The sequence below is a fragment of the Brevundimonas sp. genome (assembly GCF_041648055.1).
Classification (GTDB): Bacteria; Pseudomonadota; Alphaproteobacteria; order Caulobacterales; family Caulobacteraceae; genus Brevundimonas.
This window is the reverse complement of the sequence record NZ_JBAZPS010000002.1, coordinates 288026-300147: the sequence shown is the minus strand read 5'-3', so window position 1 is coordinate 300147 and position 12122 is coordinate 288026. Positions and strand designations below refer to the sequence as shown.

Sequence of the window (12122 nt, the reverse complement as noted above, 5' to 3'; positions counted from 1 at the left end):
ATCGCCGTATAGGATGAGGTGACGCCCCGTCGCAGGAGTCTTCCTATGGGCATTCGTCTTTCCGCCGCTCTATTCGCCATCGCCGTAGCGGCATGTTCTCCGGGAGAACCGGCCCAGAGTGCGCCCACATCTGCAACCGGCACTCAGGCTAACGACAGTGGGCGCCGGGAAGTGGCTGTCTTCGCCGGGGGATGCTTCTGGTCGGTAGAGGCCAATTTCGAGGCCATACCGGGCGTCGTATCTGCCGTTTCCGGCTTCTCTGGGGGACGCGTTGCAAACCCGACCTATGACCAGGTGGTCCGCGGGAATACGGGCCACCTCGAAGCGGTCCAGGTGACGTTCGACCCGGCCCGGATTACCTATCGCCAACTGGTTGATCGGTTCTGGCGAACGATAGACCCTACCGACCCGGACGGCCAGTTCTGCGACCAGGGCGCGCCCTATGCCACGGCTGTGTTCGCGACCGCCGCCCAGAAACCGGCAGCCCAAGCCTCACGCCGCGCCGCCGCGCAGCTTATCGGCAATGCGCGTTTTGTCACACCCGTGCGTGATGCCGCACGCTTCTGGCCCGCAGAAGCCTATCATCAGGATTTCGCACGCCTGAATCCCACACGCTATGGCGGTTATACCCGGTTCTGCGGCCGTGCCGCACGGCTTCGGGCCGTATGGGGCTCGGCCAACCGTTAGGCACTCAAGGGGGTGTGGCCCTTCGGCAACCCCCGGTCACTGTCACACCGCTGTCACATGACTGTCGTCGCAGCTTCCCATCCCGGCCCTAGACGGAGCGTGATTTAGACGGGCCGGTCAGCGGCGCGTGGGCGCTTTCGCCCGAGCCATCTGGGGATAGATGATAATGATGAACCGCAAACGCGCGTTCTGGGCGACGACCGCCCTGTTCAGCGGCCTGCTTATGGCCGGTGCCGCTTCGGCCCAATCGACGGGTTCGGAAACGACAGAAGCCACCGAGCTGAGTGAAGTCGTTGCGACGGGTACGCGCGGACCGCGCAACATCGACGGCCTGGCCACAGCCGAGACCGTTTCGAAGACCCGTAACACGATCAGCCAGGAATTCATCTCGACCCAGACGCCGGGCCAGACGATCCTGCAGACGCTGAACCTGACGCCGGGCCTCAGCTTCACCAACACCGACTCTTACGGTTCGTCGGGCGGCAACATCCGCCTGCGCGGCTTCGACGGCAACCGCGTCTCGCTGACGTTTGACGGTATCCCGCTGAACGACACCGGCAACTATGCCACCTACACCAACCAGCAGCTGGACCCGGAACTGATCGAGCGCGCTACGGTCAACACCGGTTCGACCGACGTCGACAGCCCGACGGCTGCGGCCACCGGCGGCACCATCAACTATGTGACCCTTCGTCCGACCGCCGATTTCAGCGGCTGGGGACAGGCTTCGTTCGGCGATTTCGACTACCGCCGGTACATGTTCCTGATCAACTCTGGCGAGTTCGGCCCTTGGGGTACCTCGGCCTGGTTTGCCGTCTCCAAGACCGACTACGACAAGTTCAAGGGTCTGGGCGATCTGCAAAAGACGCAGTTCAATGCCCGCATCTATCAGCCGCTGGGCGACAACGGCGACTTCCTGTCGCTGTCGGGTAACTACAACGAGAACCGCAATAACAACTACCTCGGTCCGAACCTCGGTACGGCGACCGGCTCGATCCTGCCGCAGGTTGAAACCGACCCGCGCGGTTGGGACGTCGATTTCGACACGACCTACATCGCGCCGACCTTCCGCAACGGCTTGGCAGACAACGACGCCAACGGCTCGAACTTCTACGGTCTGCGCGTCAACCCCTCGAACACCGGCAGCATCCGTGGCCAGTCGCGCTTTACCCTTGCTGAAAATCTGGTCCTGACGGTTGACCCGTCATTCCAGTACACCCTGGCAAACGGCGGCACCCAGCAGGCCGTCCTGGCAGAAAATGACGCCCTGCTGCGCGGGTCCTTCGCCACCGGCGGCGTAGACCTGAATGGTGACGGGGACATTCTGGATCGCGTTCGCGTCATGACGCCGTCCAACACGAACACCCACCGCTATGGTCTGAACACCTCGCTGATCTGGGACCTGAACGACAACCACCGTCTGCGCGCCGCCTATGCGCTCGACTTCGGTCGTCACCGCCAGACCGGTCAGTACGGCCGCGTGAACTTCTCGAACCCGACCAACCCTCGCTTCGTCGACTGGTTCGGCGGTCGCAACGACGAGAACAACCGCGTGGTGAACCTCGACGGCTACGAGCTTCGGTCGCGTGACCGTCTCTCGATCGCCGAGTTGAACCAGTTCTCGGTTGAGTACCGCGGTCAGTTCATGGATGATGCTCTGACCCTGAACATCGGTGTCCGCGCTCCATTCTTCACCCGTGAGCTGAACAACTTCTGCTACACGCAGAACTCTTCGTCGAATGTGCGTTGCACCACCGAAACGCCAATCACGACCTTCCTGCCGGTTGGCGGCGTAGCCGCTCCGATCCCGTTCGGTGACGTCCGCTTCGGCACAAGCAATACAGTCTACATTGCGCCCTATTCGCGCGAAGTGAAGTACGACGACATCCTGCCCAACTTCGGTGCCTCGTACCGTTGGGGCGAAGGTCACTCGGTCTATGTGAGCTACGCCGAGACCCTGTCGGCTCCGCGTACGGACAGCCTCTACGGCGTTCGCCGCTTCGCCGACGGCTCGATCGGTAACCCGACCGTTCAGCCGGAGAATGCCCAGAACTTCGACCTGGGCTACCGCTACTCGAACCCGACCCTGGTCGGCACCGTCTCGGTGTTCGCCAACAACGAAGAGAACCGTATCGTCAGCTCCTTCGATGAGGATCTGGGTCAGTTCGTCGACCGTAACGTCGGTGCGGTCGAGCGTATCGGTGCCGAAGGCTCCATCGGCTGGTCGCCGATCGAAGCCCTGAGCCTGTATGGTTCGGCCACCTGGATCAGCACCGAAGTGCAGGACGATTACGTCAACAACACCGTTGGCGGCGTTCCGCAGATCGTTGCCACCAAGGGCAAGGAACTGGTCGAGACACCGGAATGGATGCTGGCAGCACGCGCCAGCTACCAGTTCACCCCGTATCTGGAAGCCGGCATTCAGGCCAAATATACCGGCGAACGCTGGGTGACCGACGTCAACGACTTCAAGGTTGACGCCTTCACCACCGTCGACGCCAACGTCCGCTTCGACCTGGCGCAGTTCGGCTACGAAGGAACGTTCATCCAGGTGAACGCCGACAACATCTTCGACGAGCAGTACTACGCCAACCTGGGCACGCGCGCCTCGGCGACCCCGGGCACGCCCGGCTTCAGCCAGCCCTTCGCTTCGGTCGGCGCTCCGCGCACGATCTCGGCGACCCTGCGGGTGGCCTTCTAAACCAACGCAAACGTCGACTGAATGAACTGAGGCGGTCCGGAAACGGGCCGCCTCTTTTCTTTGCGCTGATGCCTGCCACGGGATCGCCCGCAGACCGCGCGAGTTGAAGTCCCGGGCTGGGGTGTCTATCTGGCGCAGTCCGCACACGGTCTGCCCGCCGACGTTCCAAGGATCAGCTTTCGCCATGACCACCCCCATACCCGCCGAATGGGCACCGCACCGGGCCATGTGGGTCGGCTGGCCTAGCCATGCCGAGCTGTGGGTGGACAATCTGGAGGAGGCACGCGCCGAGGTGGAGGCTCTTGTACGGGCTCTGGCGGGACCTGGACGCGAGCAGGTCAAGCTGATGACCGGACATCCGGATGTGTTTCCCGAAACGAAGGCGCGGTTCGCCGATGTCGCCAATGTCGAGGTCGTGGACGGTCTGTTCGGGGACATCTGGCTGAGGGACACCGGCCCGATCTTTAAGGCGGGATCGACCCGTGCAGCCGCGTTCCAGTTCAATGGCTGGGGCGGCGAGTTCGAGATGGAGCACGACGACACGGTCGCCACCCAGATCGGGGCGGCCTCGGGCGTGCCGCTGGATCGCAACGACTTTATTCTGGAAGGCGGGGCACTGGATCATGACGGACAGGGCACCGTCCTGACCACACGCCAATGCTTGCTGAACCGCAATCGCAATACCGACTGGACCGAGGAGAAGGCCGAGGCGGCGCTGGCCGAGGCGATTGGCGCACGCAAGGTACTGTGGCTGGGCAACGGCTTGCTGAACGACCACACCGACGGCCATGTCGACAATCTGGCCCGGTTCGTCGCGCCGGGCGTGGTCGCGCATCCTGTGGCCTGGGGCCGGGGCGATCCCAATGACGACGCCTATGCCGATCTGGCGCGGACGCTGTCGACCATGACGGATGCCGAAGGTCAGCCGATCCGCCTGCTGCCCCTGCCCTCGCCCGGCTTCGTCGCCGATGCCGACGGCAGGCCCGTGCCGGCCAGCCACATGAACTTCCTGATCGCCAATGGTGCGATAATCGTGCCGACCTATGGCGACGCCCGCGCCGCTGACCTGGCGTGTCAGGGACTGGCGACGGTCTTCGCCGACCGCGAGATCATTCCCCTGCCTTCGATCAACATCCTGACCGGCGGCGGGTCGTTCCACTGCATCTCCCAGCAGGAGCCCGCCTGATGTCCCGCACGATTTCCGTCGCCGCCATCCAGACCTCCTATGGCACGGACATGCAGGCGAACATCGACAAGACGATCGCTCTGATCCGTCAGGCCGCAGCCAAGGGCGCACAGGTCATCCTGCCCAGTGAACTGTTCCAGGGGCCTTATTTCTGCGTCAGCCAGGAGGAGCACTGGTTCGCCACCGCCTATCCGTGGCGCGAGCATCCGGCGGTCGTCCAGTTGCAGCCGGTGGCGCGGGAACTGGGCGTGGCCATCCCCGTCTCGATCTTCGAGAAGGAGGGCCACCACTATTTCAACTCTTTGGTCATGCTGGACGCCGATGGCGAAGCCCTGGGTGTCTATCGCAAGAGCCACATTCCCGACGGCCCCGGCTATCAGGAGAAGTACTATTTCCGGCCAGGCGATACGGGCTTCAAGGTCTGGGACACCCGCTTCGGCCGGATCGGCGTCGGTATCTGCTGGGACCAGTGGTATCCGGAATCGGCGCGGGCGATGGCCCTGCTGGGTGCCGACATCCTGATGTATCCGACCGCCATTGGCTCGGAACCGCATGACGAGACCCTGGACACCGCCCTGCCCTGGCAAAGGGCGATGCAGGGTCATGCCGTGTCGAATGTGACGCCCGTGGTCGCCGCCAACCGCATCGGCCACGAGACGGTGACCGAGGTGGGTCAGACCTTCTACGGCCACTCCTTCATCGCCGATCACCGCGGCGATCTGGTCGAGCAGTTGAAGGATGAGGAGGGCGTGCTGGTCCACACCTTCGATCTGGATTTCCTGGATCGTTACCGCGCGGCCTGGGGCTTCTTCCGCGACCGCCGTCCAGAGTTGTATGGGGCATTGTCCAGCCCACGACCGGCCTGAGACCTAGTCCCCCAGAATAGCCTGACCCTGCGCCAAGGCCAGACCTTCAGAGGCACACCCGGGGTTGGTCAGGCCCTCGGCACGCGCAGCGATGAGCTCGGCACGCGCCGCCTCCAGATCGAGCGCGAAATCGTCCTCGGTCGATGAAGCCTCGTAAAGAGCGACGCCGAGGGCATGGCCTACAGCGACATCAGAGGGCCAGTTGGTCGCGCAGACGGCACGGCTGAAGCCGATCTCCTGTCCCATCTGACGGGCGGTAAGAGCACGGTCCGGGGCCAGGTCGGCGAACATCTCGCCGTAGGCCGCGCCTGCGACGGCGGCTACGGACGGATAACTGGTGGCCCCTAAACGGCTTGCCTCGTTCAGCCGCTGGCAGGATCGTCGCTCCGGCACAGCGAGCGGTCGCAGCCGTGGATGGCGCGCAACCAGATCAACGGCAAGACGCTCGGAATCGACCAGCAACCGCCCCATTACGCGGTCGAGCGCAGGGCGCGGCTGTTCGGCCAGACGCGTGCCCAGGGCGCAGTCGAAATGCTGTGCCGCTTCCGGCGGCCGGACCTCGGCATGGGCCGTAGCCATCCACCAGCGGTCTGTGTCTTCCAGCGCGCGAAAGCGCTGGGATAGAGCGATATCGCGGGCCTGTTCCGGGCTGTTGGCGGATGGTGCATCAGGCACAGACCCGGCCAATGTCGCAAGGTCTGCGATACCGAGATAACCCGGCACGGGTTGAGACCGGCCGATGGTGGTGGATGTGCAACCAGCCAGCAGCGCCGCGCCGATCAGCCGTGCCGCAAGGCCGGCTGCTGGCCTCACCGCCCGGCGGTCCAATCCAATTGCACATTGGTCGGGCCACCTTCCGTCGGTGTAGCAATAACGCGAAGCAGCTTTCCGCTACTGGTGCCGTCGCCAGCGGAATACGCCCGCGTCCCCCCCTGGTTCATCGACGCGATCGTCGCCAGCCCCGCAGCCTCTGCGCGCTCACGATAAAAGGCCACGACGGCATCGGGCTCGGCCGGTGTCGTGAAGGTCATGATACCGCCAGGTCCAGCCGGACCACGCGCCACCGTTGCCGGGCCAACCGGCGTGGCATCAGGGTAAAGAACAGCGAAATCAGGAGCATTGGACGCAGCCGGCGTGGGCTCAACAACCGCCTCAGGTGTGGCGGTCACAGGCGTGGTTGCAGGCGAGGGCGCATCGGCAGCAGGGGCCTTGGGTTCGGCATCTCCGCCACAGGCTGTCACGGCCAGAGCCGCCAGTACTGCGCTGCCCGCGAAAATGCGCTTCATTCCTTACGTCCCTGGTTATTCTATTGTTCCGCTCACCGTGGCCCAAGGGTGGGGCGGCGGCAAGGCGGCTTGGCGTTCGCGCGGTGTCTGGATGCTGACGGTGTGGCGAGTGTGTTCAGCCGGTCGCAGCGTCGGCTTCGCCCTTGGCGGATTTGTCGTCGCCGGTGTTGTTCACAGGGTCCGGGTCTGCCGGGCGCTCAGCATTGCGCTCTGCCGAGGCCCGGCCTTCACTGGCCAGCGCCTTGTTGATGATGTCGGAGTCCGGATCGTCATCCGAACCAGACGCCGCGCCGCCTTGCAAAGAACCCGCACGCGTATCTGAGCCCGAATCCGTTCCTGACAAGGCCCTGTCCAGGGCCTCGCGCATGCCGTCGGGCGTGCGTCCCAGATCAGGCTTCTCGCCCATGGAGTCGGCCTCCGCGGCGTCGTCGGTCTGGGGCTTGGGATCGGGCTGTTGATCGGTCATGGCGCGCTCCTTGGTGTCTCCGACAAAGCGCGATGGCAGCGCAGGGGTTCCCCTCAGGCGGCGACCTTGCGCCTCAGTCGCGCGATCCGGCGCAGGCGGCGCCAGAACCGGCCACGGTCAGGCTCAGGATAGGGCTGCAGGTTCTCGACGAACTGCTCCGCCGAGGCCCGCCAACTGAACTTTTCGGCATAGGCGCGGACCGTCGCACGATCGCACTCCAGCGCCTTGAGGCAGGCAGTCTTCAGATCATCGTCGATGGCACCGGCGTTGGAGCCCGGGATAATGTCAATGGGGCCGTGGGCCGGATAGGCGGCAACCGGCGTGCCCGTGCCCATCGCCTCCAGGATCACCAGGCCGAAGGTGTCGGTCCAGCTGGGGAAGACAAAGACGTCGGCGTCACGGAAGCACCGCGCCAGCTCTTCGCCGAACTTCGCCCCCAGGAACTTGGCCTGCGGGTATTTTTCTTTCAGCTCGGCGCGCGCCGGGCCGTCACCGACGATGATCTTGGTGCCGGGCAGATCCAGCTCCAGGAAGGCTTCGATGTTCTTCTCGACAGCGACGCGGCCGACGTTGAGGAAGAACGGGCGCGGCCAGTCCTTGCCTCCCAGTTCGTCATAGATGCGTTCGAGGTCCGGATTGAACTGTTCGGTATCCACGCCCCGCGTCCAGGGCGAGACGTTGCGGAACCCGTGCGCCATCAACTCATCGCGCAAGGTTGGCGTCGCCACCATCAGCCGCCCGGACGGCTTGTGGAACCATTTCATATAGGCATAGCCGACCTGCACCGGGATCGGGAATCGGGCCGAGACGTACTCCGGGAATTTGGTGTGATAGCTGGTCGTGAACGGCAGTTTCCACTCCACGCAGATGCGCCGCGTGGCGATCCCGATAGGCCCTTCGGTGGCGATGTGGACCGCCTCGGGCTCAAAGGCGCGCAGGCGTTCGCGGATCTCTTCTTCAGCACCCAAAGCCAGGCGGATTTCCGGATAGGTCGGGCAGGGAATGGTCTTGAATTGACTGGGCTCGATGACCTCGACCTCATGACCCATGCCGCGGCATTCCGCGATGGTCCGGGTCAGGGTACGGACGACGCCGTTGACCTGGGGCTCCCAGGCGTCGGTGGCCAGAACGATGCGCATGTGGGCCAGTTGGCTCCGCCGTTGATCGGAGGGACGGTCTAGCGGTTTGCGGTGACGTTGGCGAGACTGGGTCAAAGCGGCAAGGCCGTCGTCGACTTCACCTCTTCGAGAACGGCATAGGTTCGCGTCTCGCGCACGCCCGGCATCTTGACCAGAACGTCTCCCAGAAAGGCGCGATAAGCCTCCATGTCGCCGACGCGTGCCTTGATCAGATAGTCGAAACCGCCCGCCACCATATGGCACTCCAGCACTTCGGGCTGACGGCGTACGGCCTCGGCGAAGGCCTCGAACATGTCGCCCGTCGTGCGGTCCAGCAGCACCTCGACGAAGATCATCAGGCCGCGCCCGACCTTGGCCGGGTTGATCAGGGCCGCATAGCCGGTGATGACCTTCTTCTCGCGCAGCCGCCGCATCCGCTCGAAACAGGCGGCGGGTGACAGGTTGCAACGCCGGGCCAGCTCCGCATTGGAGATACGGCCATCGTCCTGAAGGACCCGCAACAGGCGGCGGTCCACGGCATCCAGAGCTTCCATCGGCGAGAGACCCTTTTGCCGGAACATCCTTCGTTTCAGCCGCTTATCATACGATGCACAGTCGGTCATCTCCGCCATATATGCGCCGTGACATCAGGACAATTTCAAGCATGACCACCGCCGACTTCTCCCCCTCAAGCGTCGCCGGATGGGACACGCTGGACCACGGCAAGTTCGCCGATGAGCGTGAGGCCGTGGCCACCAATCTGGCCCGTATTCCGCTGGACTCCGCCGAGCGGGCCAAGGTGCTGGAGGTCGCGACCCGACTGGTCGAGGGCGCACGTGAATCGGCCGATCAACAGGGCGTGGTCGAAAGCTTCTTGCAGGAGTTTTCGCTGGGCACCCGCGAAGGTCTGGCCCTGATGTGTCTGGCAGAGGCCCTGCTGCGCGTGCCGGACGAGGAGACCCGCGACCGGCTGATCGCCGAAAAGATCGGCTCGGCCGACTGGGCCAAACACCTGGGGCAGTCCGACAGCCTGTTTGTCAACGCCTCGACCTGGGGCCTGATGCTGACCGGTCGTCTGGTCGATGTGGATGAGGATGCCCGTCGCGACCTGCCCGGCTTCCTGCGGCGCGTGGCGGGCCGCATCGGCGAGCCGGTGATCCGTCAGGCCGTCGCCGCTGCCGTGCGCATGATGGGCGAGCAGTTCGTCGTCGGCCGCACGATCAACGGGGCGCTGAAGCGGGCCAATCGTGAGAAGTGGCTGTGCAGCTTCGACATGCTGGGCGAGGGTGCCCGCACCGTTGCCGACGCCGAACGCTATGAAAAGGTTTATGCCGAGGCCATCCACGGCGTCGGCAAGGCGATGCCGTCGCGGCCGGACATGCGCGGGCCCCAGACGGGCCACGGCGTCTCGGTCAAGCTGTCGGCCCTGTCGCCCCGCTATGAGGCCACGCACGAGGCGCGCGTCTGGGAAGAACTGTATCCCCGCGTCAAACGCCTGGCCCTGATCGCGGCCTCCTATGACATCAACTTCTGCATGGATGCCGAGGAGGCCGACCGTCTGGCCCTGTCGCTGAAGCTGCTGGACAGGCTGGCCAACGACCCGGACCTGGGTGAGTGGAAGGGACTGGGCCTGGCGGTCCAGGCCTATCAGAAGCGCGCGCCCGAAGTGATCGCGCGCGTCGCCGCCCTGGCCGAAACCTCGGGTCGCCGGATCATGGTGCGGCTGGTCAAGGGGGCCTACTGGGACACCGAGATCAAGCGGGCCCAGGTCATGGGCCGCCCCGACTATCCCGTCTTCACGACCAAGGCCGCGACCGACCTGAACTATCTGGTCTGTGCCCAGGCCATACTGGACGCCTCGCCGCATCTGTATGGGCAGTTCGCCACCCACAACGCCACATCCCTGGCCGCCGTCCACTACATGGCCAATCGCGCCGGGGTGAAGATGGAGTTCCAGCGCCTGCACGGCATGGGCGAGGCGCTTTACGATGCCGCAGCCGAGATGTGGGGGGCGGAGAAGATCGTCGTGCGCGGCTATGCCCCCGTCGGCGGGCATGAGGAACTGCTGCCCTATCTGGTGCGCCGCCTGCTCGAGAATGGGGCAAACTCCTCGTTCGTGCATGCCCTGCTGGACGAGCGCATCCCCGCCTCTACCGTCGCCGCCGACCCCATCGTCGAGGTCGAGGCCCATCCCGACCGCCACGCCAAGATACCCACCCCCAAGGACATGTACATGGACCGCCAGAACTCGCTGGGCCGCGACTATTCACAAAGCGCCGACCGCGAGCGCCACGCCCTGGCCCTGGCCGAGGTCGACAGCGAGAAGTTCAACTCGGGCCCGCTCATCGGCGGTCGGCTTCAGGCCGGGACCGACCCCCAGGACGTAACCAATCCGCTGGATCGCCACCAGGTGCTGGGCCATGTGTCCGAGGCCACACCAGCCGAGATCGACACGGCCCTGAACGCCGCTGCCAAGGCCCAGGTCGCCTGGGATCGCAAGGGCGGCGCAGGCCGCGCCCCGATCCTGCGCGCCATGGCCGATGCGCTGGAGGCCGACATGGACCGGCTGATCGCCCTGCTGGCCCGTGAGGCGGGCAAGACCCTGAACGACGGCGTGGCCGAGGTGCGCGAGGCCGCCGACTTCTGCCGCTACTATGCCATGCTGGCCGAACGCGACTTCGGCGGGCGCGAGGAGCTGAAAGGTCCGGTCGGAGAGATCAACCAGCTGGTCCTGCACGGTCGCGGCATCTTTGCCTGCATCAGCCCCTGGAATTTCCCCCTGGCCATCTTCACCGGCCAGATCGCAGCCGCCCTGGCCGCCGGGAATGCCGTCCTGGCCAAGCCCGCCGAACAGACCCCCTTGATCGCAGCCGAGGCCGTACGCCTGTTCCACAAGGCGGGCCTGCACCCCGACCTGCTGGCCCTGGTCCCCGGTCGTGGCGAGACGGTGGGCGCGACCCTGGTGTCCCATCCGGCCATTGACGGCGTGGCCTTCACCGGCGGCACCGACACCGCCTATGCGATCAACCGCGCCATCGCCGCGCGGCCCGGTGCCATCATTCCCTTCATCGCCGAGACCGGCGGGCTGAACGGCATGTTTGTGGACTCCACCGCCCTGCGCGAGCAGGTCATCGACGACGTCATCAACTCCGCCTTCGGCTCTGCGGGCCAGCGCTGCTCGGCCCTGCGCATCGTCTATGTGCCCAAGGAGGGTGCCGATGCCCTGATCGAGGGGCTGAAGGGCGCTCTGGCCGTTCAGGTCGTGGGCGACCCGACCGATCCCGCCACCGACATCGGCCCGGTCATCGACGCCGAGAGCCGCGCCCTGCTGGAGGCCCACGTCGCCCGCCTGCGCAAGGAGGCCAAGGTCATCGCCCGCGCCACCCTGCCCTCAGGTTCGGAACGCGGCGACCTCTTCGCCCCGACCATTGCCGAGATACCCACGCCAGACTTCCTGGAGCGCGAGGTCTTTGGCCCGATCCTGCACATCTATCGCTATGAGCCCAAGGACCTGAAGACCGTCGCCGGCAAGCTGGCCGCGCGCGGCTATGGCCTGACGCTCGGTGTGCACAGCCGTATCGAAGCCTTTGCCGAGGAAGTGATCCGCCTGGTTCCCGCCGGCAATGTCTACATCAATCGCTCGATCACCGGCGCGGTGGTTGGCGTCCAGCCCTTCGGCGGCGAAGGCCTGTCCGGCACCGGTCCGAAGGCCGGCGGCCCCAACAGCCTGATCCGCTATGCGGCGGAAAAGGCGATCAGCAACAACATCTCCGCCCAGGGCGGCGACCCGGCGCTGCTGAATCTTTAAACTG

10 protein-coding genes are annotated in these 12122 nt (G+C 65.2%); 5 read left to right on the top strand and 5 right to left on the bottom strand.

Going from position 1 to position 12122, the window contains the following annotated elements; all coding sequences use genetic code 11:
• The first annotated feature begins 171 nt into the window (after positions 1 to 171).
• From msrA to aguB, 4 genes are all read left to right on the top strand, one after another.
• Positions 172 to 687, top strand: coding sequence for a peptide-methionine (S)-S-oxide reductase MsrA (gene msrA, locus WC585_RS07690; RefSeq protein WP_373257080.1), 516 nt, complete (start codon positions 172 to 174; stop codon positions 685 to 687).
• A gap of 166 nt (positions 688 to 853) precedes the next feature.
• Complete coding sequence (locus tag WC585_RS07685) at positions 854 to 3388, top strand: TonB-dependent receptor (protein ID WP_373257079.1); 2535 nt, start codon at positions 854 to 856, stop codon at positions 3386 to 3388.
• A gap of 184 nt (positions 3389 to 3572) precedes the next feature.
• Positions 3573 to 4574 carry an agmatine deiminase family protein gene (locus WC585_RS07680; protein WP_373257078.1) on the top strand — a complete coding sequence of 334 codons (1002 nt, stop codon included), beginning with the start codon at positions 3573 to 3575 and terminating at the stop codon, positions 4572 to 4574.
• Positions 4574 to 5440 (top strand): N-carbamoylputrescine amidase, encoded by an 867-nt coding sequence (gene aguB / locus WC585_RS07675; RefSeq protein ID WP_373257077.1) that lies wholly within the window; start codon positions 4574 to 4576, stop codon positions 5438 to 5440. Before WC585_RS07680 ends, aguB begins: the two co-directional genes overlap by 1 nt.
• A 3-nt stretch (positions 5441 to 5443) precedes the next feature.
• On the opposite strand, the gene WC585_RS07670 is transcribed toward aguB, so the two are convergent.
• The 5 genes from WC585_RS07670 to WC585_RS07650 all read right to left on the bottom strand — a co-directional run bounded on the left by WC585_RS07670 (position 5444) and on the right by WC585_RS07650 (position 8864).
• Positions 5444 to 6253, bottom strand: coding sequence for a PA-phosphatase (locus tag WC585_RS07670; RefSeq protein WP_373257076.1), 810 nt, complete (start codon positions 6251 to 6253; stop codon positions 5444 to 5446).
• Positions 6250 to 6726 carry a hypothetical protein gene (locus WC585_RS07665; RefSeq protein WP_373257074.1) on the bottom strand — a complete coding sequence of 159 codons (477 nt, stop codon included), beginning with the start codon at positions 6724 to 6726 and terminating at the stop codon, positions 6250 to 6252. Before WC585_RS07665 ends, WC585_RS07670 begins: the two co-directional genes overlap by 4 nt.
• A gap of 115 nt (positions 6727 to 6841) precedes the next feature.
• Positions 6842 to 7192, bottom strand: a complete 351-nt coding sequence (locus WC585_RS07660; RefSeq protein ID WP_373257073.1) for a ribonuclease — start codon at positions 7190 to 7192, stop codon at positions 6842 to 6844.
• A gap of 53 nt (positions 7193 to 7245) precedes the next feature.
• Positions 7246 to 8331 (bottom strand): glycosyltransferase family 4 protein, encoded by a 1086-nt coding sequence (locus WC585_RS07655; RefSeq protein WP_373257071.1) that lies wholly within the window; start codon positions 8329 to 8331, stop codon positions 7246 to 7248.
• Between the two features lie 71 nt (positions 8332 to 8402).
• On the bottom strand, positions 8403 to 8864 hold the full coding sequence (locus WC585_RS07650) for an Lrp/AsnC ligand binding domain-containing protein (RefSeq protein WP_373257069.1): 462 nt from the start codon (positions 8862 to 8864) through the stop codon (positions 8403 to 8405).
• A gap of 110 nt (positions 8865 to 8974) precedes the next feature.
• Here WC585_RS07650 and putA point away from each other — a divergent pair, with 110 nt between their 5' ends.
• On the top strand, positions 8975 to 12118 hold the full coding sequence (gene putA, locus WC585_RS07645; RefSeq protein ID WP_373257068.1) for a bifunctional proline dehydrogenase/L-glutamate gamma-semialdehyde dehydrogenase PutA: 3144 nt from the start codon (positions 8975 to 8977) through the stop codon (positions 12116 to 12118).
• Positions 12119 to 12122 lie beyond the last annotated feature (4 nt).

Bases quoted from the DNA above. Each gene is read 5' to 3' on its own strand.
- WC585_RS07685 (WP_373257079.1), top strand. From the start codon at position 854: ATGATGAACCGCAAACGCGCGTTCTGGGCGACGACCGCCCTGTTCAGC.
- WC585_RS07680 (WP_373257078.1), top strand. From the start codon at position 3,573: ATGACCACCCCCATACCCGCCGAATGGGCACCGCACCGGGCCATGTGG.
- aguB (WP_373257077.1), top strand. From the start codon at position 4,574: ATGTCCCGCACGATTTCCGTCGCCGCCATCCAGACCTCCTATGGCACG.
- WC585_RS07665 (WP_373257074.1), bottom strand. From the start codon at position 6,726: ATGAAGCGCATTTTCGCGGGCAGCGCAGTACTGGCGGCTCTGGCCGTG.
- WC585_RS07660 (WP_373257073.1), bottom strand. From the start codon at position 7,192: ATGACCGATCAACAGCCCGATCCCAAGCCCCAGACCGACGACGCCGCG.
- WC585_RS07655 (WP_373257071.1), bottom strand. From the start codon at position 8,331: ATGCGCATCGTTCTGGCCACCGACGCCTGGGAGCCCCAGGTCAACGGC.
- WC585_RS07650 (WP_373257069.1), bottom strand. From the start codon at position 8,864: ATGGAAGCTCTGGATGCCGTGGACCGCCGCCTGTTGCGGGTCCTTCAG.
- putA (WP_373257068.1), top strand. From the start codon at position 8,975: ATGACCACCGCCGACTTCTCCCCCTCAAGCGTCGCCGGATGGGACACG.